The sequence below is a fragment of the Nocardia sp. NBC_00881 genome, assembly GCF_045207455.1.
In the GTDB taxonomy this organism is placed as follows: Bacteria; Actinomycetota; Actinomycetes; order Mycobacteriales; family Mycobacteriaceae; genus Nocardia.
Genome location: NZ_CP108798.1, coordinates 4,109,635 through 4,130,368, shown reverse-complemented (window position 1 = coordinate 4,130,368; position 20,734 = coordinate 4,109,635). Strand labels below are relative to the sequence as shown.

The following is a 20,734-nucleotide window of genomic DNA, read 5'->3' as shown; positions in this document are numbered from 1 at the left end:
TGAGACAAGCGGAAACCTGAGCACACCCACTCTGGGGGGTGGCGGGCGAATCGGCGCAACCGCCGTCATCGTGATCGGGCTCCCCGGCATCACTGCGGGAATGGTCATCGCCGGCCGCGCTCGCCGCGCGCAGTTGGCCGGCGGGAGGTTCGCTTGGGCAGACTCGGCATCAGGCGTTCGCCCCAGCGGAAAACGCGCGGCATCCGCAGGAGGCATGCGGTGCCCATCGCCGTCGCTCGACCAGATGCGAATCAAGATCCAATTCGAGCGTGGTGTCCAGGGTCTCGGGTGCCCGACGCGCCGAGCACGCCAGGATCGCCTCGAGTTCGCCGAGCGCAAGCGCCGCGGTGGCCGCGATCCCGGCCGGCGAGGCGTGTCCGACCCGCCCGAGGAGCTGGGCGGCCAGGTGCGGCCACTCGGGATCGTAGTCGCAGCGGGTCAGGTCCAGGCAGCGCAGGCAGCTGGTTTCGCCGGGCAGCACGAACGGGCCGATCAAACCGAAACCATCCCGGATGCGCAGTTGTAGATGCGGAATCCGATGCAGCACAAGGTCATTGACCAGCCTCGGGTCGGGCATCAGCGCGTCGGCGAGTACCACGAGGTCGGACCGCCACGTGCGCACCGCCGCCGCGTCGGGCGAATGGTCGCGCGAGCGGGTCGGGCGTACTCCGAGGGTGCGCAGTCCGGCCGAGACCGCGTCCGACAACGGGCCGAGCCCGTGCACACGCACCGCCCGGACCCGCCCGGCCCGGTCCTCGGGGTGGTCGAGTAGCCCGGCCTGGTCGATCACAGTGAGCAGCGCCACGGCACGCTCGGGATCGATACCGCATTCCCCGGCGCGCCAGATGATCTGCGGCTGGGTCCGCAGGCCGTCCAGCAGCCGCAGGAACGCGAGCACGGTCTCGGCGTCCATGTCCTCGGGCCCGAGCACCAGGGCGGTCTCCGGGTCCCATCCGAGCTGGACGACGCCGGAGGGGCGGGTCAGGACGGTCACCCTCGGCAGCAACCTCGGACCGCGACACATCGTTGTCATGGTGAGAAGTATGCAAACCACGTACTGTGCGACTCGCTCTAAAACCCGAGGTTATCCACAGGTTTTCGGTTATCAACAGGGCGCCTCAGGCGGACGCGCCGCCGTCCTTGCCCAGATCGGGGCCGCTGTCCCGCTGCTCGCGCTCGGCCCGCTCGCGCGCCTCGGTCTCGGCGAGTTGCGCGAGCGGATCGTCGAACGTCGTGGTCCCGCCGCCGATCACCGAGTCGATGAAGCCGGCGGGTGAGTCCAAGTCGTTCGTATCCGGCAGCAGATCGGGGTGCGCCCACACGCCGTCACGCGCGGTCATGCCCGCGTCTGTGGTGAGCCTGCGCCACAGCGCCGCCGCCTCGCGTAGTTTGCGCGGACGCAATTCCAGGCCGACCAGGGTCACGAAGGTCTGCTCGGCCGGGCCGCCGGTGGCGCGGCGCCGGCGCAGCGTCTCGGCCAGCGCGCCCGCGCCGGGCAGCCGATCGCCAACGGCGTCGGTCACCACGACCTGCACCCAGCCCTCGATCAGCGCGAGTAGCGTCTCCAGGCGCTCGAGCGCCTGCTTCTGCTCCGGCGTGTTCTGCGGTTCGAACGTGCCCTGCGCCAGGATCTCCTCGAGCTTCGAGGGATCGGCCAGCGCCATCGGGTCGATGCCCTGCGCGGCCTGCTCCAGCGCGGAGAAGTCCATGCGGATGCCGCGCGCGTAGTCCTCGACCGCGCCGAGCACCTGCGGGCGGAGCCACGGCACATGCGCGAACAGTCGCTGATGGGCCGCTTCACGCGCGGCGAGGAACACCAGGATCTCGCTCTCCGGCTGTTCGAGGCCATTACTGAACTCCGAGATCGCCGCGGGCAGCAGCGCCGCGGTGCCGGTGGGGCCCAGCGGGAGGCCGATGTCGGTGGAGGTCAGCACCTCCTTGGCAAGCTGGCCGAGCGCCTGACCGAGCTGCGAGCCGAAGGCAAGACCGCCCATCTGACCGAGCATGCCGACCATCGGCGCGGCGAACTCCCTGGCCTCCTCGGGCAGCGACGCTGTCCACATCCCGGAGATCTGTTCGGCCACCGGGTCGCACAGCCGCTGCCAGGTCGACAGGGTCTGCTCGATCCAGTCGTTGGCGGTCCACGCGACCGTCCTGGTGGCGCCCGCCGGCAGGGTGGTCGCGCCGTCCAGCCACAGTTCGGCCAGGTGCGCGGCGTCGGTCACCGCGCTCGTGGTGCTAGTCGACACCGGCGCGACGGTCGAGCCGAGCTGTTGGCGGGCCAGTCGCTTGGCGACGTCGTAGTTCACCGGCCCGGCCTGTCCCGAGCTCGGCTGCCCCATGCCGCTGAGCATCTGTCCCAGCGAGGTCAGCATCTGTCCGAGCTGTGCAGGGTCGAACCCGCTCGCGCCGGAACCACCGATCCCGAAGCCGAGCGGATCGTTCGGACCCGGACCGCTCGGCTCGTCGCCGCGCTTGCGATCATCGTCGTCGCGGTTCGAGAATCCGAAGGGGAGGTCACTCATACCCCTTACGTTACGCGTGAAGCACGGCGTTCCGACGTTCGCGCGGCGCGAAACCGGAGGACGCGCGCGACGGCGAAATGGCCGCCTCCGCCGCCCGCGACGGCGATGATCACTACTGTGGTCCAGGTGAATCGTCGGATCCTCACTCTTGTGGCCGCCCTGATCCCGGTGCTCGTGCTGGGTGTCGTCGGCAGCGTGCTCACTGTGCCGTTCGTCGCACTCGGCCCCGGTCCCACTTTCAACACTCTCGGCGAGGTGGATGGCAAGGAGGTCGTGGACGTCAAGGGTGCGCAGGTGGATCCGACCACCGGGCATCTCAACATGACCACGGTGGCGGTGCGCGACAGGCTGAGTATCTTCGAGGCGTTCGGCTTCTGGGCCAGCGGCAAACACGGTCTGGTGCCGCGCGCGGAGGTCTACCCGCCCGGTGTGTCGCGTGACGAGATCGACAAATCCAACCAGCAGGAGTTCAAGGACTCCGAGGGCAATGCCGAGGTCGCGGCGCTGCACTACCTGAACCTGCCGACCGTGGTGCTGTTGCGCAAGGTCTCCGACGACGGCCCGGCCAATGGGGTGTTGCGCGCCGGCGACGAGCTGGTCAGCGTCAACGGCGCGCCCGTGACCGTGCCCAAGGACGTCGTCACCGCGGTGTCGTCGCAGGGGCCCGGTAGCTCATTGACCGTGGTGTACCGGCGGGACAACGCCGAGCAGACCGCGACGCTCACCCTCGGCGCCCGCCCCGACGATGCGACCAAGGGCTACCTCGGCGTGACGCCGGGCGAAGGCGCGCGCCCGCCCATGCGGGTCGCCTTCAACCTCGCGGACATCGGCGGGCCTTCGGCCGGCCTGATGTTCAGCCTCGCGTTGATCGACAAGCTCACTCCCGGCCCGCTGGACGGCGGTAAGTTCGTGGCAGGCACCGGGACCATCGATGGGGACGGCAAGGTCGGTCCGATCGGCGGCATCCAGTACAAGATGATGGCCGCGCGTGAGGCGGGCGCGGAGACCTTCCTCGTTCCCGCCGCCAACTGCAATGAGGCCGCGCAGCGGACACCGGATGGTCTGCGGCTGGTAAAGGTCGAGAGCCTCACCGGCGCAGTACAATCGCTCAACGAGATCACCGCGGGCAAGGACACCGTCAGCTGCCGGTGAGGCTCACTCCAGCGTGTGGTGCAGCGCCTCGATGAGGTTCGGCGCCAGGTTGGGGTAGGTGCGCAGGTCGAGGTCGCCGAAGTCGTCGGCGTCGTCCTCGGGGCGCAGCTGCAGCAGGCACAGCGAGGTCCCTTCACGCAGCGCCGCAGCGAACAACCGCGCCTCCCTGCGCTCAGGATGTGCCTCGGCGGCGGCCCGGGCGGCCGCGTCGGCTGCCTCGTGGTCGGCGAGCAGCGGAGCGAACGCGTCGTCCAGCGTGGATTCGGCGTCAGGCGGCAGCACCACGATCTCCTGGACCAGAACACAGCCCCGAACGGCGGGGGGCCAGCTCGTGGTGGCCAGGAATTCGTCCAGCGCCATCGACCCGCCGGTCACATCGTCCGGGAACGCCTCCTGGGCAACGGGAGTGAGTTCGTCCCCGGCGTCGAGCTGATCTATCAGCTCGGGCTGGGCAGCTACCAGATCGGCGGTGGGCACCAGCGCGAACATCTGCGGCGGCCGACCCCAACCCTCGGCGTCGACGAAGTCCGCCACCTCCCGGACGGAACGGGCGAGGACGAGTTCGGCGTGCAGGTCTGCGGTCACGGAAACATCCAACCAAACCGGCGTTCCGGACGATCACGAACCCGGGTGATCGGTCGTCACGAGCGACAAGGCAACCCTGGCAGCTACGCCGTGTCCGATTTCCGTAGAGTGGGCCGGGACGGTCCGGAAGGACCACCCGCAACATCGGACTGCGGCGCATCGGCCGGGCGTATCGGTGCGAGTGCCGTCTGACCTTGGAGAGTGGCATCGTGGGCATGCGGCCCCCCACCGGCTTACCTTCGCTGTCCCGACGCAGCCGTGTGCTGCTGGTGGCGGCCATCGTCCTTGCGGCGTTGCTGCTACTCGGTCCGCGACTGACGGACACCTATACGAACTGGTTGTGGTTCGGCGAGGTCGGCTTCCGCAACGTGTATCTCACCGTGCTGCGGACCCGAATCCTGCTCTTCCTCGTCGTGGCGATCTTCGTCGGTCTCGTCGTCTGGTTGGCGTTGCTGCTCGCCTACCGGTCCAGGCCGGTTTTCGTGCCGGTGGCGGGCCCGAACGATCCGATCGCGCGTTACCGCACCACCGTGATGAGCAGGCTGCGGCTGTTCGGCGTCGGCATTCCCGTGCTGCTCGGCCTGCTGTCCGGTCTGGTGGCGCAGTCGAATTGGGTGACGGTGCAGTTGTTCCTGAACGGAGGCTCGTTCGGCGAGAAGGACCCCCAGTTCCATCTGGATGTCGGCTTCTACGCCTTCGACCTTCCGTTCTATCGGATGGTGCTGAACTGGTTGTTCGTCGCGGTGGTCATCGCGTTCTTCGCCAGCCTGGTCACCCACTACGTCTTCGGCGGCCTGCGGCTGAGCGGGCGCGAGGGCACGCTCACTCGGCCCGCGCGCATCCAATTGGCGGTTCTTGCCGGGCTTTTCGTGCTGCTCAAGGCGATCGCGTACTGGTTCGACCGGTATGAGCTGCTGTCCAGCAGCCGCAAGGAGCCCACCTTCACCGGCGGTTCCTTCACCGACATCAATGCGGTGCTTCCCGCCAAGCTCATCCTGTTGTCCATCGCCGTCATCTGCGCGATCGCGTTCTTCGCCGGCATAGTGTTGCGCGATCTTCGCGTGCCCGCGATGGCTGCCGCGCTGCTTGTGCTGTCCTCGATCTTGGTCGGCGCGGTGTGGCCGCTGGTGGTCGAACAGTTCTCGGTCCGCCCCAACGCCGCCGACAAGGAGAGCGACTACATCGAACGCAATATCGCCGCGACCAGGCAGGCGTTCGGCATCACCGACGACAGGATCGACTACAAGGACTACTTGGGCGAGAGTAAGAAAAGCCCGCTCACCGTTCCGGTGGACGCCGCGACCATCGGCAACGCCCGGCTGCTCGACCCGAACATCCTCTCGCCCACTTTCACTCAGCTGCGTCAGCTGAAGAATTTCTACGGCTTCCCCGAGTCGCTGGACATCGACCGCTACAACCTCGACGGCGACGTGCAGGACTACATCGTCGCCGCGCGTGAGCTGTCGCCCGCCGCGCTGAGCGGCAACCAGACCGACTGGATCAACAAGCACACCGTCTACACCCATGGCAACGGCTTCGTCGCCGCCCCCGCCAATCGAGTCAACAAGCCGCAATCCGAGGACCCCAACGCGACCGGAGGCAGCAGCGACAGTGGCTACCCGATCTTCATGGTCAGCGACCTGTTCACGCCGTCGGACAAGCAGCGGATCAAGGTGGACCAGCCGCGCGTCTACTTCGGCGAGCTGATCTCACAGTCCAACCCGGACTACGCGATCGTCGGCGCGATGGACAGCCAGCGTCCGCGCGAGTACGACTCCGACACCGCGCAGTACACCTACACCGGCAAGGGCGGTGTGCCGATCGGCAACTGGTTCAACCGCCTCGCCTTCGCGGCCAAGTACGCCGAACGCAACATCCTGTTCTCTTCGGCCATCGCCGACGACTCCAAGATCATCTACAACCGCAGTCCGCGTGAGCGGGTGCAGAAGGTCGCGCCGTGGCTGACCACTGACGGCAACGCCTATCCGGCTGTCGTCGGCGGCCGCATCGTCTGGATCGTCGACGCCTACACCACCCTGGACAACTACCCGTACGCGCAGACGACCTCGCTGGAAGGTGCGGTCGAGGACAGTATCGACAAGAAGACCGGCAGGCTGCTGCCGCGCAAGTCGGTCAGCTACATCCGGAACTCGGTCAAGGCCACGGTCGACGCTTACGACGGCACCGTCACGCTGTACGAGACAGACTCCTCGGATCCGGTGTTGAAGGCGTGGCGCGGAGTGTTCCCCGGCGCGGTGAAGCCGGAGAGCGAAATCTCGCCGGACCTGCGGGCGCACTTCCGCTACCCGGAGGACCTGTTCAAGGTCCAGCGCGAGATGCTGACCAAGTATCACGTGGACGATCCACGCGAATTCTTCACCAACAACGCGTTCTGGTCGGTGCCTGCCGACCCGACCACCGAAGGCGGGACGACCGCGAACCAGCCGCCGTACTACGTGCTGCTCGGCGACCCGCAGACGAACAAGCCGACGTTCAACTTGACCAGCGCCATGGTCGGCTACAACCGGCAGTTCCTGTCGGCCTACATCTCGGTACGGTCGGATCCGGACGGGTACGGCAAGTTCACCATCCTGCGATTGCCCACCGATACCCAGACATTGGGCCCACAGCAGACGCAGAACCGAATGACGACGGCGCCGGAGGTCTCGCGCGAGAAGACGCTGCTGTCCAACTCGAACAAGATCAAATACGGCAACCTACTGACCCTGCCGGTCGCCGACGGCGGGATCCTCTACGTCGAGCCGTTCTACAACGAGCGCAACACGGGTCCGAACACCGCGACCTTCCCACAGCTGTTGCGGGTGTTGGTGAGCTACCGAGACGAAGCGGGCAGCGTCAAGGTGGGCTATGCCTCGACGCTGGCCGAGGCATTGAACCAAGTGATCCCGGGCGCCGGTGCACTGGCGACGCCGTTCGGCGGTGATTCGGGTACCAGGCCGAGACCCGGCACGATCCCGCCGCCGGTCGATCAAGGCAGCGGGACCGCCAACGGCGTAACCCCGCCACCCGCGGTCACCCCGCCGCCGTCGACGGGATCGGCCTCCGGCAAGGATGCCGCGGCGGCCGAGCTGAATCGGAAGATCGAGAACGTGCGCAACGCCATGCGCAGCGGAAACTTCCAGGACTTCGGTAGGGCGCTCGACGAGCTGGAGGCCGCCGTCAAGGCGTATCAAGACGCTGGACGCTGAGCGTGGGACGCCGCGCGTGAGGTAGCGCGGCGGGCGAGCCAGGTGCACGAAATGGGGCTGCAATCCGGAGGGATCGCAGCCCCATTTCGTGGGTAGCTGGTGTCAGCGGCCGAGCGAGTCGACGATCGCGCTGTTCTGCTGCAGGAGCAGCTGGTAAGGGCCTTCCAGGCCGTACTGCTTCGCCAGCTCGCCCGCGGCCGACTTGGCCTGCTCGACCACGGACTCGGCGTGCTCCGGGGAAGGTGTGGCGAGGGTCTGCTCCGGCACGGCCGCGGGCTCGGGCTCGGGCTCGGAGGTGCCGGCACGCAGGTACTGACCGCACACCGGCCACGCGCCGGCGCCCTGTGTGTCGAGCACGTTCTCCGCGACGCGGATCTGTTCTTCCTTGCTAGCGGTGTGCGCAGAGCCACGACCACCGTTGGCAGCCCAGGTGCTCTGGGAGAACTGCAGACCGCCGTAGTAGCCGTTTCCGGTGTTGATTCCCCAGTTGCCACCGCTCTCGCACTGTGCGACGCCGTCCCAGTTGTGGGCCGGTGCGGCGGAGGCCGTAGCGGTGGAGAGTGCGAACGGGACGGCAACAAGAGCGCCGGTGACGGCGGCGAGGCCGAGGGCGCGGGTGCTGAACTTCCGGTTCTCAGTCATGGTGGTTTCCCTCCCTGCGCCCGCCGGCACGGCGATGGGGCATGCCGTGTCCCTGTCCCCAGGTCGTCGGGGATCCTCGAACCGCGGGACAGGGTCACCGGTGTTCGGCGGTTCGAGTTCGAGCCCATCACGGTTGATCCGGGCCGTGGACTGAAGGTAACGAAGAAATCTCAGCAGATCACATCTCGATAACGCCAGAATTGCCTGAAGCGAATAACTCGAATATCGACGTTTTTGCAGGTGAAAACGGCACCAACACGCCGTTGTGGCGGTAAGTTATCGCATCGTTATGTGATTGAGATCACTATGAAATAGTGAGACGCATCACGTTTGAAGCGATCGCCTGATGGCCAAGGTGTGCAGGCGCCGCACGGTTGGGGTCGCGAGTCATTCCCCGCCGCTGTGATCTGGGCCTCTCTGGCTGTCGATCGCACGCCCACTTATGTGCCTTCTCGTGCCGGTAAACCAGGTGAATTTCCTCTTGACCTGGCGATTTGCAGAGCTCGCTAACCCGTGTGTAATGTTGTATTCACCGACGCGGGGTGGAGCAGCTCGGTAGCTCGCTGGGCTCATAACCCAGAGGTCGCAGGTTCAAATCCTGTCCCCGCTACAAGCGAGAAGGCCCTCGGAGAACATCTCCGGGGGCCTTCTTCGTGCCCCTCTCTCGGTTGCTCCACCCTCCGCCTCACCCCTGGGTAGTTGCCGATCGGCGAGCCATTTAATTACACACGTGGCATTCGGATCCGGCGCGTGCGGCCACTTCGGCTCCTCGGCGCCCAGGAGATCGCCGAGTTGCTCCGTATACCTCTGACCCATACGAATCAGTCGATCTAATTCGTGTCCAGTCCGGTCGGCGGTTATTCGGATTCCGAGCGAATGTGGGGAATGAGATCCCAGACTTTTCCGAAAGGGATTGTGGCATAACGCGACAGACGCCACCGGTGGGCATCGAGGAACCTATGCAGAGGTACTGGAGCCGTCGTCCAAGCGATCGTCCTCCTATGCGGTGGCCGTGTGGGCATTGACCTGTCCGATGGTTGTCGAACTGGGGATTCGTCCTGCGTGATCGGTCGAGAACGGTCGGTCGATTCGGGTCACCCGGAGGGGATGCGGGTGGTTGACTAGCTGTGTGCTGGCTGTCCCGGCCACACCTCAGCAATCCATGTCAGGAGGCACCGGAATGCCCACTCATGACGGAAGCTGGCCGCAGGGAACGCCGTGTTGGGTTGACTGCCAGGTCGACGACACCACACGTGCTCGCGAATTCTATGGCGAACTCTTCGGCTGGGAGATCGAAGACAGCCCGCCCGAGGCGGGCGGATATCTGATGGCCATGCGGGGCGGCCGTCCGGCCGCGGGCATCGGACCCAAGCCCGACGGCATGCCGATGCCTTCGGTCTGGACCACCTACATCGCCGCCGACAGCGCCGACGCGGTCGCCGCAAAGGTCACCGCCGCGAGCGGTTCCCTGATGATGCCGCAGTTCGACGTGCTCGACGTCGGCCGGATGTTCGTCGCCGCGGACCCCACCGGTGCGGTCTTCGGAGTGTGGGAAGCCAAGGCCCACGGCGGGGCGGGCGTCTACAACGAGCCCGGCGCCTACTGCTGGAACGAGCTGCACACCGACGACTACAAGCAGGCCCAGGAGTTCTACGCCGAGGTCTTCGGCTGGCACTACACCGAGATCGGCGACGGGCAGAACTTCGTCTACTCCACCTTCAGCTTGGCTGCCGACGGCGATCCCGTCGGCGGAATCAACGATTCGACCAAGACGCCGGGCGACAACCCGGCGTACTGGCTGGCGTGGTTCCAGGTCGACAACACAGATGGCGCGCTGGCCAAGGCGGGCGAGCTGGGCGCCACCGTCATGATGGGGCCCGACGACAGTCCGTTCGGTCGCATGGGCGTCGTGCAGGGCCCGCAAGGCGAGGTCTTCGGCGTCATCGATCCGACGACCACTGTCGGCGAACCGCCGACCGGTTCCTGACAGACTGCGGCGGGGTGGTGCGAGCCGCCGCCCCGCCTTTGGACTCACGGCAATCGCGCCGGCTGCCGTTCCGTCCTCGTCCGTGCAGCGGATCGAGCTGGCGCGCAGCTCGACCATCGCCGGCCCCGCTCTGGATCCCCGGCGGCCGGCGACCTGGTGGCAGCGACCCTCGCGTCGTCGCCCATGGCGAGCCGCGCCCGCGTGGACACCTTCACACCGTGTCGAGGTAGAAGCGGAGGGCGGTGATGTGGGTTGTCCCGGTAGCGAAATCGGCGACCGCGACCCCGTGCGTGTCGCCGAGCCGGACGCTCGCCGTGACGGTGCGACCGGCGGCGATCACCTTGCTCCAGCGCATGTTCCGCGTCCGTCTGGTGAATTGGTCCACCGAAACCGGTGTGCCCGCAGGCAATTCGATCTCGGCGCGGTCGCCGAGCAAGTCACGCACCCGAAGCGGGTTCGTGCTCGCGGCGGCGGCGAAGACCCTTGTCGTCATGCGTTTCCCGGTGCGACCGACGCCGCGGAACGCCCGCATCATTCCGATCATTCCGCCGAAACCCTGGTTGGCGATCAGCTGCGGTCCGAGTTTCAGCGTGGCGCCGAGTCCGGGCGCTCCCGTGCGCAGCAGCTGCCAGATCATCGCGGCCGGCTCCCAGTGCGCGGCGAGGTCGGCGATCCTCCAGACCCCGTCCTCCTCGATGAGGCGGTAGCGCAGATGCATCGGGACGTACACCGTGGCGCCGGTCGACATAGTGGTCACTATGGTGAGGTCGCGCAGCACCGTCGGTGGGTGCACCACGTCGCGTTCGACCCGGAACGCAATGGTGTTCGGGCCGATGAAGGTGTCGTAGAACCGTTCGATGGCGCGGCGGCCGATGTGCGGGCGAGAGCCGACCGGGTCGTTGACCTCGGCGTCTGCGGCGAACAGGTCGACCCACGCGGACTTGTCGTGCGCGGCGACCGCGCGCGGTGAAGCCGCGACGGCGGTCAGCAGTGCTGCGGCCGAGGGGTCCAGCGGCATGGCAGTACCTCCGTTGTCGCGGGCGGTGGCTCGACACATGGTAGAACATGTTCTAGTTCAATGTCGTCTTCCGGTGGAGCCCAGCGCAGTTGTCCTCCTAAGTGATGCATGAACGTTGCAATGGTTGCTTCCCGGACTACAGTCGAGCCATGGGCATCGAGTATTCGAGCGTCATCGATCTTCCTCGGTCCGAAGTGTTCGCCTGGCACGCCCGCCCCGGGGCGCTCAGTCGGCTCGCCCCGCCCTGGCAGCCGGTACTGCCACGCGCCGAAGCGGACTCGCTGTCCGACGGGCAGGCCGTGCTCGGCCTGCCGGGTGGGCTGCGTTGGGTGGCCCGGCACGATCCCCACGAGTACGACCCGCCGCACCGGTTCGTCGACGCAGTCACCGTGGACGGCCTGTGTTCGCTGCCCGCCGGTCTGGTGCCTTGGCGGCATACGCACGATTTCGAGGTCGTCGACGAGACGCACACACGGGTCGTGGATCGGGTCGACGCGCCGGCGCCCGCCGCGGTGCTGCGGCCCATGCTCGCTTTCCGGCATCGTCAGCTCGCCGACGACTTGGCGGCGCACGCGCGGGCGGTGCGGTCCGGCTTCGAGGCCGAGACCATCGCGGTGACCGGGGCGTCCGGCCTGGTCGGCTCGGCGCTGAAGGCGTTCCTCACCACCGGAGGGCACACCGTGCTCAGGCTGGTTCGTCACCCGCCGCGCGCTGCGGACGAAAGGCAGTGGGACACCGAGAATCCCGCGCCGAACCTGCTGGACGGCGTGGACGCGGTGGTACACCTGGCCGGCGCGTCGATCGCGGGCCGGTTCACCGAGAAACACAAACGCGTTGTCGCCGACAGCCGGATCGGGCCGACTCGCAGGCTTGCCGAGGTCGCGGCGCGGGCAGCGGTGCCGGTCTTCGTCAGCGCCTCCGCCATCGGTTACTACGGTTATGACCGCGGCGACGAGACGCTGACGGAGAATGCCGCGCGTGGAGACGGTTTCCTTGCCGACCTGGTCGACGACTGGGAAGCCGCATCGCGCCCCGCCGCCGAGTCCGGCGTCCGGGTGGTGCGGGTGCGCACCGGGATCGTGCAGTCCCCGCGTGGTGGCACCCTGCACCTGCTGCGCCCGCTGTTCGCCGCTGGGCTGGGGGGACGCATCGGCGATGGTCGTCAATGGCTGTCGTGGATCGGGCTGGATGACCTGATCGATGTCTACCACCGTGCACTGTGGGACGGGCGCATGTCCGGTCCGGTCAATGCGGTTGCCCCGCAGCCCGTCCGCAATGCGGAGTACACGAAGGTCCTGGCCGGAGTACTGCATCGGCCCGCGCTGCTTCCGGTGCCAGGATTCGGCCCGGCCCTGCTCCTCGGTCGGGAAGGCAACCGGGAACTGGCCTGCGCCAGCCAGCGCGCGGTTCCCGAACGGTTGGAGCAGGTCGGTCACCCCTTCCGCGCACCCGGATTGGAAGCGGCGCTGCGGCACTTGCTCGGCAAGTCCGCGGACTGAGCCGAGTCGGTCCGCGACTGCTGCCGTCCCGTGTCGAGGTTGCGATGCATCAGCCAGGCATCGTTATGAGCCGGACCGGTACCTGACCCGGCAACTGGAGGGCGTAGCTCGGGCCACGGGGGAATGACGCCACAGTCGGATGTTGTCCAGCGAGAAATCGCCGACGGATCGCGGCAGCGGTCATGCGAGCCGGTCGGCGGCGTCGACCAGGCTCTGGATGCGCTCGACGTCCTCAGGAAGGAAGACCCCCTCCCATCCCGGCCCGCCGACGAGAACCCGGGCGTCCGCGTCGACGCAGGCGCGCACCGCGGAGGTCAAGGCGGTGGATTCCTGCTGCGACCACAGCAGCACCGCGGCGGGACGATCGAACCGGGCCAGGGTGTCGGCGAGCGCGCCTGCGGGCACGTCGGCGCCGAGCATTCGCGCGCCGATGCCGCGTTCGGCCAGGGCCGCGCGCAGAACCTCGAGTGGAAGCGAATGCGTCTCGCCGCTGGTGCAGGCCAGTACCACTGGCGTTGGGCCCGGCAATTCCGGCGGCGGATTGGTGCGGTGCAGCACCGAGATAATGCACCAGGAGAGCAGGTGCTCGACATCGATGCATCGCTCGCCTCCGAGTTGACGGCCGACGATGTCGGCGAAGGCAGGGCGGCACAACAGGTTCCATGTGTCCACCACGCCGAAGGCGCGGACGTGTGCCGCCAACTGATTCGACACCGACCTGGTGTCCAGTGCGAAGGCCGCGGCCAGCAGCGACGCGCGCTCCCCGAGCAGGGGAGCCGGTCCGCGCACCGACGCCGCGGCTCCCGCCGGACTCGCTCCCGCGCGGATCAGAGTCAGCATGCGCTCGAGCATGGCGATGTCGGCTTCGGTGTACAGGCGGTGCTTGCCGGGTCGGTGCTGTGGCGGTCCGATGTTGTAGCGACGATTCCAGCTGCGCAAGGTCGCCGTCGGGATGCCGAGGCGTTCGGCCACCACGCGCACCGTGTATCCGGCCGTGTCTGACACGGGGACGGAACCGGAGGGCATCGCACTATTCTGCCCGCCCCGATCAGTCGGATCCGCTCCGCCTGGGTGGCCGTGGCTCGAGGGTAGGCCGGTGCGGTAAGGCTACGCCGTCGCGTCAGCCGGATCGAGGCGCAGATCAGTCCACAGTTGCATCGATAGTGCATCGTTATCTGGTACCGTGGAGTCCGTCGCCGGTTTTCTAGGAGTTCGCGTGACCTGTTGCAGAACACCGCGCTTGTTCGCTCGCCTCCCTGCGGGGCCTCGCCGCCGTATTCGCCGCGGCGACCCTGGTCGCAGGCGAGGCTGCCGCGGCGCCCACACCGACCCCGGTCGCAGGGCCCGGGCCGGTTCCGAGTCTGGACCTGGGCCGATACCTCGGAACCTGGCGGGCGTGCGAGCAGTGACCCGCTGCCGATCCAGCCAGGCCTGCGGGTGGCGCGACGATCCGCAGGCCGTCGACGCATGGCGCGACGGCCACACCGGGCACCCGATCGTGGACGCCCCCGCCAGCTGCGCGCGGAGGGCTGGATGCCGGGCCGGGCCCGGCTGATCGCCGCCAGCTTTCTGGCCAAGTCGCTGCGGGTGGACTGGCGCGTCGGCGCGGAGCACTTCCTGTACTGGCTGGTCGATGCGGATCTGGCGAACAATCAGCTGAACTGGCAGTGGGTCGCGGGAACCGGGACCGACACCAGGCCGAACCGGGTGCTCAACCCGATTCGCCAAGCCGAGCGCTACGACCCGGACGGTGAGTATGTGCGGCGGTGGATACCCGAGCTGGCGCATTTGCCCGGCGCCCGTGTACACCGGCCGTGGCGGGGGAACGGCGATCCGGCCGACTATCCCGCGCCGATCGTCGACTGCGTCGGCATGTAGCGTCGGCTGAGGCAGATTCGACGCGAAGCCGGTGGGCAGGTCCGTCGAGAGTCGCCACGTCGTGGCCTGCGTCGACGAGTTGGTGTGCGACGACGCTGCCTGTGTAGCCATGGCTTCGCGGACCGGTGGTTGCCGGATGTCGGGGCGGCGAGTCCGGCGGGGGACCTGTGGTGGGGCCCCTGGCAGACTGGGGCGATGGCGACCGTTGTGGCACTCCACGCCCACCCGGACGACGAGACGCTGCTGACCGGGGGAACGCTGGCCAAACTATCGGCCGCCGGGTATCGGACGACGATCGTGGTGGCCACCGACGGGCACATGGCCGATCTGCACGGTCGAAAGGCGTTGCGGCTGAGGGAATTGGAGGCCGCCGCCGCCGCTCTGGGCGTCGCGCGGGTGGCGCATCTCGGCTACGCGGACAGCGGCCATGGAGCCGTGCTCTACGCCGATCCGCCGGATCGAATGCGATTCGCGCGCGCCGGGATCGAGGAGGCGGCCCAGCGTCTGGCGGCAATCCTGCGCAACGAGAACGCCGAAGTTTTGTTGAGTTACGACCGCAACGGCGGTTACGGACATCGCGACCACGTCCGTGTGCACGAGGTCGGCGCCCGTGCGGCCGAGCTGGCCGGGGTGTCGCGCGTTCTCGACGCCACCATGCCCCGCGAAAGCCTCACGCGCCTCGTGCATGTGCTCGAGCGGTTGCGGGTTCCGCTGGGCAACGACCTATCGGCACTCGACTCGCTGTACAGTCCGCGCTCGGAGATCACCCACCGTGTCGACGTCAGCGGATTCGCTTGCCCGCGCAAAGCCGCTCTGGCCGCGCATCGTTCGATCATCGAGGGCGCCAGCCGCTTCGCCACCATCGCTGGCGTGCTGCTACGCCTGCCCACGCCGATCCTGGGGCGCGTGATGCACTGGGAATGGTTCGTCGAGGAAGGCGCCGCCCCGACGTCCGGCGGCCCACTCGATGACCTCTTCCAGCCCGCGCACCGCCCTCATGGGAAGGCGTCCTGATCAGAGGCACACGGCTACGGTGTTCTCCAGTAGGGTCGCCACCAGTTGCCGTTGATCTCGAAGCGACCTCTAAGTCACCCGACCTGCCGTGCCGTGACTGCCGCGTGAACGTTGCCGACCGGCGGGCTGAGCGCGATTGCGGCTCGCCGCCTCTGGTTCGCGGGGCAGGACGACCGTGAAGGTCGCGCCGCGGCCCGGTTCGGTGTCCACCGATACCCGGCCGCCGTGGGCGGTGACAAGCGCCTGCACGATGGACAAGCCGAGGCCGCTGCCGCCACTGGCACGGGTACGCGACGTGTCGGTGCGGTAGAAGCGTTCGAAGACTCGGGCGGCTGCTTCGGGGGACAGGCCGGGACCCGAGTCGATCACGTCGATACGGACCCGGTCGGACAGCGGACTGAGCCGCACTGTGATCGGTGCCTCCGGCGGGGTGTGGGTGACCGCGTTGCCGAGCAGGTTGGCCAGCACCTGGCGGAGTCGGGCCTCGTCGCCGATCACGTCCATAGTTCCTTCGCCGTCGCCGATCAGCAGCGTGATCGGCCGGTCCGGTGCGGTGGGTGTCGTCTTCTGGCGGGCGGCCATGGCCTGCGAACTGTGGACGGCGTCCCCGGTGAGGGCGAGCAGATCGACGGATTCGCGCGCCAGCGGGCGCTTCTCGTCCAGCCGCGCCAGCAGCAGCAGATCCTCGACGAGCAGGCCCATCCGTTCGGCTTCCGCCTCGATCCGGCCGACCACCATCCGTGCGTCGGAGCTGGCGCCCTGCCGATACAGCTCGGCGAATCCGCGAATCGTGGTGAGCGGCGTGCGTAATTCGTGACTGGCGTCCGCGACGAACCGGCGCATCCGTGCCTCCGAGCGTCTGGCGGCTTCCTCGGACGCCTCGGTCGCGGCCACACCGTGCTGGATCTGCGCGAGCATCTCGTTCAACGACCTGGCCAGATGATCGACTTCGGTGTCGACCCCGCGCACCGGAACGCGCCGGTGCAGGTCGCCGCCCGCGATCGCCGCCGCAGTCTCCTCTACCTCGCGTAACGGCCGCAGGCTGCGCCGGATGACGAGGTACCCGATGGCACCGAGCGCGAGCAAAGCCATTGCGCCGGTGCCGATCTCGATATAGATCAGCCTCGAAACCGTCTCCTGGTTGTCGGTCAGCGGCAGGCCGATAGTGGTCGAACCGTACTTGTTGTTGGTGGTGAGCACCCGCCAGCGCACCGACGACTCGCCCGTGGACCCGACCGTCACCGGGGTATCGGCCCGCTGGCCGCCGAGATCCGGTGTGCCGGCGGAACCGTTATTGCCGGGCAACTCCACGTACACCTGTCCGTCGGTGCCCTTGCGTAGTTCGAAGAACCGGCGCGGCTGTTCGCCCACCGATCGGGGCTGCACCGGCACGGCGGGCAAGTCGGCCGGAACCCATTGCACCCGACCGTCTTGGGTGGTCACCTGCTTCATGGGGCGTGGTTCCGCCCACGACCGGGCCGAGTCGTAGAGCTGCTCGTCGGTGCGTTGGGTCAGCGACCGGCTCAGCGCCGAGGTCACCGCGGTCCCCGACGCGAACAACGCCGCTGCCGTCAGCAGCAACAGGACGATAACCAGCCCCACCCGCAGCGGGACCGCCGACACCTGCCGCGACAGCCTCGCTCGCGCGTTCACGCCCGGCTCGATGGTGGTTCGCGCAGCACGTATCCCACGCCACGCAGCGTATGCAGCAGCTTCGGCTCGCTTGTGTCGATCTTGCGCCGCAGATACGAGACATACGACTCGACCACGCCCGCATCGCCGCCGAAGTCGTAGCGCCACACGTGGTCCAGGATCTTCGGCTTGCTCAGCACCTTGCCCGCGTTGACCATGAAGTATCGCAGCAGGGTGAACTCGGTGGGTGACAACGCCACCGGCGCACCCGCCTTCCACACTTCGTGACTGTCCTCATCGAGCACCAGATCGCTCACCGCGATACGGTGGGCGCCCTCTTCCACGGAGCGTTTTCCGCTGCGGCGCAGGATCACGCGCAGTCGTGCGATGACCTCCTCCAGGCTGAACGGTTTGGTCACATAGTCGTCGGCGCCGAGGGTCAGTCCGGCGAGCTTGTCTTCGACGTCGTCGCGCGCGGTCAGGAACAGCACGGGCGCGGCCACGCCGTCGGCCCGCAATCGTCGCAGCAGCCCGAACCCATCCATCCCTGGCATCATCACGTCGACGATGAGGGCATCCGGGCGAAACGCGCGCACCTTGTCCAGGCCGTCGGCGCCGCTGATCGCGGTCGCCACGTCGAAGCCCTGAAAACGCAGGCTCACCGCGAGCAACTCGACGATCATCGGTTCGTCGTCGATGACGAGGACGCGGGCTTCGGTTTCGGTACTGGTCATGAGCCCATGATCGCGCCGAAGGCAGCGCGCAACCTCCGAGGAAGCTGGGTGTTTTCTGTGAGCACCCGGCGTACCGAACACCGAATGGCCGCGTCGCACGATCGCGACGCGGCCGTCACGGTTCGATCGGCTCAGCTGCCGGTCGGCGCGGTCAGGTCGTATACCGGGACGTTTCCCACTGTCACGGCCGTATAGTGGGCCTTCACCCACTCGGTAATCTGGTCGGCCGCCGACTTCGCGCCATCGGTGCCCGGCCGCGAGCCGCCTTGTCCCTGTGCGATGAAGTAGTGCACCGCACCGTTGGCGACGTATTGCTGGAACTGTGCCAGCGTCGGCGAATTATCGTCACCGTTGAACCCGCCGATCGCGATCACCGACGTGCCTGTGCGCAGCTCGAGGCTCGACGCGGTAAAGGAGCCGATGCTCGCTGCCGACCATCGGTTATCGGTGTTCGCCAGGAGGGTGTTCAGTTCCGCGTTGTTCGCGTTGCCGCCGCCGGGGCTGCCGAAGCCGCCGTCGCCGGCGGGTGCCCCGTCGGCGGTGGTCATCCCACCTGCCGTCCCCGTCCCGTCCGCGCCGTCTCCGGTGGCGGTGGCCGACGCGCCGTCCGCCCCAGCGTCGTCGCGCCCATCCGGACGCGGTCCGTCCATCGCGTTCGCCTGCGCCGGTCCGGAAGAGGGCATGCCGCCGCTGTGCGTGTGGTGTGGCCGCCTATACGGCGTATGCCGTCGACCCGGCGAACCCGGCGATCAGTCCCGCCGCGGCAAGAGCGACCGCTACTTTGCGGGACCGATGCGCGCCGACCACCAGGGCCACCGCCACGACCAGCGCGGTGACGAGCACTGTCCAGCGCAGCCAGGGCAGCCAGTCCGGTATGCGGTCCAGCAATACGAACGCCCAGACCCCGGTAACCGTGGACAACACCGCGAGGGTGATCCTGGCCGCCACGTGCCCGCGCCGCCGCCACAGCTGCGCGACGGAGATACCGGCGACACCGGCGATGCCGGGCGCCAGTGCCACGGTGTAGTACGGGTGGATGGTTCCGCTCATATAGCTGAACACCAGGCCGGTGCCCAGCAGCCAGCCGCCCCACAAGATCATGCCCGCGCGCAGCGGATCGGTGCGTGGGGCACGGCGGCTGAGCCACAGCCCGGCGAGCAGCCCGATCAGCGCGGCCGGAAGCAGCCAGGACGCCTCGGTGGCCATGGTGCCGCTGAACAGCCGGGTGAGTCCGGTGTCGCCGCCGAACGCGCCGCCCATGCCCCCGCCGCCGGGGCCGCCGGAGTTTCCGCTCCGGTTGCCGCTGCCGCCGAGCAGTCGACCCATCCCGTTGTAGCCGAGGGCCAGTTCCCACAGGCTGTTGTCGGTAGACCCGCCGATGTAGGGACGGGAATCCACGGGCCACAGCTCGACCAACAGCACATACCAGCCGCCTGTGACAACCATGGCCGCGCACGCGGTCACCAATTTGCCGACCCGAGACCAGAATCCCCCTGTCGCGACGACCAGGAACACCAGCACCATCGCGGGCAGAACGAGGAACGCTTGCATCATCTTGGTCAGGAACCCGAATCCGACAGCGACACCGGCCAGCGCCAGCCAGCCTGTGCTCGCGGAACGCCAGCGCGCATCGCGCGCGTCGATGGCCCGCACCGTGCAATAGGCCGCCGCGACCAACACCAGCGTCAGTAACGCATCTGGGTTGTCGAAGCGGAACATCAACGCCGCCACCGGGGTCGCGGCCAACGCCGCGCCGGCAAGAAGGCCCGCGCCTGGGCCACTCCATCGGCGCACCGCTGCCGACAGCAACGCCACCGACCCCACGCCCATCAGCGCCTGCGGCAGCAGCAGCGACCACGAGCCGAACCCGAGCAACCGCACCGACAAGCCCATAACCCACTCCGGTCAGCGGGGCGCGGTGGGCGCCGACGGACCTCGCGGCGGCCTCCACGCCTCCCGGGGCACTCGTTATCGACGCCATGACCTGCCTTCCCTTTTCCTCGTGGAACTCTTCGACTATCCGAAGGCTAGGAAGGCAGCCTGCCCGCAACCTCGGGCAAACCTGGGAGTGCGCTGTGAGGCGGTATGCAGGTGACGCACTCGGCGGGCGTGGATGCCGAGTGCGTCACCGGCCGTGGCCATCGCGCATCACCGCACGAGGGTCAGGACACCGCCTCGCTGACCGCGTTGGGTTGGCTCTACTCGAACGGGGCCGGCGGTCGCGATGCCGTCCCGACGGGGGAAGCCGAATAATCCCGTCCGGCCCCGACGCGATGGCCTGCTGGCGGCGTTGCTGGAAGGAGTGGAAAGACCAGGTGAATTCGGCGTCCGGACGGCTCTGCCATCAGTGGGAATGACCGACTTTCATCCGATACGCGACCGGCCAGTAGGTTGGGCCTGTGAAAGACGTTGCAAAGACGGTGCGAGTGGTTGCCGCGGCCGAGCGCGCAGAGACCATCGGCCCGCACGGACAGCACCTGGTGCCGTGCATAACGAAGGAAACCTGCGGAGCCGAAGGCATTTCGGCGGCGATGGTGAACATGGCGCCGGGTAAGGTAGCGAAAGCTCACTACCACGCGCACAGCGAAACCATAGTGGTGTGCCTGCGCGGAAGGGCCGCGACGCTGATCGGGCCGGAATTGACGCCGCACGTGCATGGGCCGGGCGAATTCCTCTACGTCCCCGAGGGCGTAGTCCATGTGGCCGTGAATCTCAGTGACACCGAGGATTTGGTGGCAGTGGACATACGCACCGATCCGCTGTTCAGCGACGATTTGGTGTTGGTGCCCGAATATGATTCCGCGGCCGCGGATATCGCCGTGCGTTTGCGGCGTGAGCTCGCCGTGACATGAGCGAGCG

At 67.8% G+C, this 20,734-nt stretch carries 16 protein-coding genes, 1 tRNA gene and 1 pseudogene; 8 read left to right on the top strand and 10 right to left on the bottom strand.

Going from position 1 to position 20,734, the window contains the following annotated elements:
• Positions 1 to 169: 169 nt before the first annotated feature.
• Positions 170 to 1,033: a hypothetical protein gene (locus tag OH799_RS17190; protein ID WP_406281482.1), complete on the bottom strand. Its 864-nt coding sequence runs from the start codon at positions 1,031 to 1,033 to the stop codon at positions 170 to 172.
• 85 nt (positions 1,034 to 1,118) lie between these two features.
• Positions 1,119 to 2,525, bottom strand: coding sequence for a zinc-dependent metalloprotease (locus OH799_RS17185; protein ID WP_406281479.1), 1,407 nt, complete (start codon positions 2,523 to 2,525; stop codon positions 1,119 to 1,121).
• Positions 2,526 to 2,651: 126 nt separating this feature from the next.
• Between OH799_RS17185 and OH799_RS17180 the strand changes: the two genes are divergently transcribed.
• Positions 2,652 to 3,677, top strand: a complete 1,026-nt coding sequence (locus OH799_RS17180; protein WP_406281476.1) for a PDZ domain-containing protein — start codon at positions 2,652 to 2,654, stop codon at positions 3,675 to 3,677.
• Positions 3,678 to 3,680: 3 nt separating this feature from the next.
• Here OH799_RS17180 and OH799_RS17175 read toward each other — a convergent pair whose 3' ends face one another.
• On the bottom strand, positions 3,681 to 4,262 hold the full coding sequence (locus tag OH799_RS17175; protein WP_406281473.1) for a PPA1309 family protein: 582 nt from the start codon (positions 4,260 to 4,262) through the stop codon (positions 3,681 to 3,683).
• 209 nt (positions 4,263 to 4,471) lie between these two features.
• Here OH799_RS17175 and OH799_RS17170 point away from each other — a divergent pair, with 209 nt between their 5' ends.
• The gene (locus tag OH799_RS17170) at positions 4,472 to 7,471 is read left to right on the top strand and encodes a UPF0182 family protein (protein ID WP_406281470.1); all 3,000 of its coding nucleotides are present in this window, start codon (positions 4,472 to 4,474) and stop codon (positions 7,469 to 7,471) included.
• A 102-nt stretch (positions 7,472 to 7,573) separates the two neighbouring features.
• On the opposite strand, the gene OH799_RS17165 is transcribed toward OH799_RS17170, so the two are convergent.
• On the bottom strand, positions 7,574 to 8,113 hold the full coding sequence (locus tag OH799_RS17165) for a transglycosylase family protein (RefSeq protein WP_406281467.1): 540 nt from the start codon (positions 8,111 to 8,113) through the stop codon (positions 7,574 to 7,576).
• Positions 8,114 to 8,649: 536 nt separating this feature from the next.
• Here OH799_RS17165 and OH799_RS17160 point away from each other — a divergent pair.
• Together OH799_RS17160 and OH799_RS17155 are read left to right on the top strand one after the other, a co-directional pair.
• Positions 8,650 to 8,723: transfer RNA gene (locus OH799_RS17160), tRNA-Met, on the top strand.
• 570 nt (positions 8,724 to 9,293) lie between these two features.
• Positions 9,294 to 10,100, top strand: coding sequence for a VOC family protein (locus OH799_RS17155; protein WP_406281464.1), 807 nt, complete (start codon positions 9,294 to 9,296; stop codon positions 10,098 to 10,100).
• A 211-nt stretch (positions 10,101 to 10,311) separates the two neighbouring features.
• Here OH799_RS17155 and OH799_RS17150 read toward each other — a convergent pair whose 3' ends face one another.
• Positions 10,312 to 11,118 (bottom strand): nuclear transport factor 2 family protein, encoded by an 807-nt coding sequence (locus OH799_RS17150; protein ID WP_406281461.1) that lies wholly within the window; start codon positions 11,116 to 11,118, stop codon positions 10,312 to 10,314.
• 149 nt (positions 11,119 to 11,267) lie between these two features.
• Between OH799_RS17150 and OH799_RS17145 the strand changes: the two genes are divergently transcribed.
• Positions 11,268 to 12,617 carry a TIGR01777 family oxidoreductase gene (locus tag OH799_RS17145; protein ID WP_406281458.1) on the top strand — a complete coding sequence of 450 codons (1,350 nt, stop codon included), beginning with the start codon at positions 11,268 to 11,270 and terminating at the stop codon, positions 12,615 to 12,617.
• A 180-nt stretch (positions 12,618 to 12,797) separates the two neighbouring features.
• On the opposite strand, the gene OH799_RS17140 is transcribed toward OH799_RS17145, so the two are convergent.
• Positions 12,798 to 13,643 carry a MerR family transcriptional regulator gene (locus OH799_RS17140; protein ID WP_406281455.1) on the bottom strand — a complete coding sequence of 282 codons (846 nt, stop codon included), beginning with the start codon at positions 13,641 to 13,643 and terminating at the stop codon, positions 12,798 to 12,800.
• 412 nt (positions 13,644 to 14,055) lie between these two features.
• Between OH799_RS17140 and OH799_RS17135 the strand changes: the two are divergent.
• A pseudogene (locus tag OH799_RS17135) lies at positions 14,056 to 14,495 on the top strand (FAD-binding domain-containing protein); the annotation flags it as partial.
• 195 nt (positions 14,496 to 14,690) lie between these two features.
• On the top strand, positions 14,691 to 15,509 hold the full coding sequence (locus OH799_RS17130) for a PIG-L family deacetylase (RefSeq protein ID WP_406281452.1): 819 nt from the start codon (positions 14,691 to 14,693) through the stop codon (positions 15,507 to 15,509).
• Positions 15,510 to 15,578: 69 nt separating this feature from the next.
• Here the strand turns inward: OH799_RS17130 and OH799_RS17125 are convergent, their stop codons facing one another.
• The 4 genes from OH799_RS17125 to OH799_RS17110 all read right to left on the bottom strand — a co-directional run bounded on the left by OH799_RS17125 (position 15,579) and on the right by OH799_RS17110 (position 19,768).
• Entirely contained in the window at positions 15,579 to 17,162 is a 1,584-nt protein-coding gene (locus tag OH799_RS17125; protein ID WP_406281449.1) for a sensor histidine kinase, read from the bottom strand.
• On the bottom strand, positions 17,159 to 17,875 hold the full coding sequence (locus OH799_RS17120) for a response regulator transcription factor (protein WP_406281446.1): 717 nt from the start codon (positions 17,873 to 17,875) through the stop codon (positions 17,159 to 17,161). Before OH799_RS17120 ends, OH799_RS17125 begins: the two co-directional genes overlap by 4 nt.
• 131 nt (positions 17,876 to 18,006) lie before the next feature.
• On the bottom strand, positions 18,007 to 18,558 hold the full coding sequence (locus OH799_RS17115) for a hypothetical protein (RefSeq protein ID WP_406281443.1): 552 nt from the start codon (positions 18,556 to 18,558) through the stop codon (positions 18,007 to 18,009).
• Between the two features lie 28 nt (positions 18,559 to 18,586).
• Positions 18,587 to 19,768, bottom strand: coding sequence for a glycosyltransferase family 39 protein (locus OH799_RS17110; RefSeq protein WP_406281440.1), 1,182 nt, complete (start codon positions 19,766 to 19,768; stop codon positions 18,587 to 18,589).
• Positions 19,769 to 20,274: 506 nt separating this feature from the next.
• Here OH799_RS17110 and OH799_RS17105 point away from each other — a divergent pair.
• On the top strand, positions 20,275 to 20,727 hold the full coding sequence (locus tag OH799_RS17105) for a cupin domain-containing protein (RefSeq protein ID WP_406281437.1): 453 nt from the start codon (positions 20,275 to 20,277) through the stop codon (positions 20,725 to 20,727).
• Positions 20,728 to 20,734 lie beyond the last annotated feature (7 nt).

Bases quoted from the DNA above. Each gene is read 5' to 3' on its own strand.
- OH799_RS17190 (WP_406281482.1), bottom strand. From the start codon at position 1,033: ATGACAACGATGTGTCGCGGTCCGAGGTTGCTGCCGAGGGTGACCGTC.
- OH799_RS17185 (WP_406281479.1), bottom strand. From the start codon at position 2,525: ATGAGTGACCTCCCCTTCGGATTCTCGAACCGCGACGACGATGATCGC.
- OH799_RS17165 (WP_406281467.1), bottom strand. From the start codon at position 8,113: ATGACTGAGAACCGGAAGTTCAGCACCCGCGCCCTCGGCCTCGCCGCC.
- OH799_RS17155 (WP_406281464.1), top strand. From the start codon at position 9,294: ATGCCCACTCATGACGGAAGCTGGCCGCAGGGAACGCCGTGTTGGGTT.
- OH799_RS17150 (WP_406281461.1), bottom strand. From the start codon at position 11,118: ATGCCGCTGGACCCCTCGGCCGCAGCACTGCTGACCGCCGTCGCGGCT.
- OH799_RS17145 (WP_406281458.1), top strand. From the start codon at position 11,268: ATGGGCATCGAGTATTCGAGCGTCATCGATCTTCCTCGGTCCGAAGTG.
- OH799_RS17140 (WP_406281455.1), bottom strand. From the start codon at position 13,643: ATGCCCTCCGGTTCCGTCCCCGTGTCAGACACGGCCGGATACACGGTG.
- OH799_RS17130 (WP_406281452.1), top strand. From the start codon at position 14,691: ATGGCGACCGTTGTGGCACTCCACGCCCACCCGGACGACGAGACGCTG.
- OH799_RS17120 (WP_406281446.1), bottom strand. From the start codon at position 17,875: ATGACCAGTACCGAAACCGAAGCCCGCGTCCTCGTCATCGACGACGAA.
- OH799_RS17115 (WP_406281443.1), bottom strand. From the start codon at position 18,558: ATGCCCTCTTCCGGACCGGCGCAGGCGAACGCGATGGACGGACCGCGT.
- OH799_RS17110 (WP_406281440.1), bottom strand. From the start codon at position 19,768: ATGGGCTTGTCGGTGCGGTTGCTCGGGTTCGGCTCGTGGTCGCTGCTG.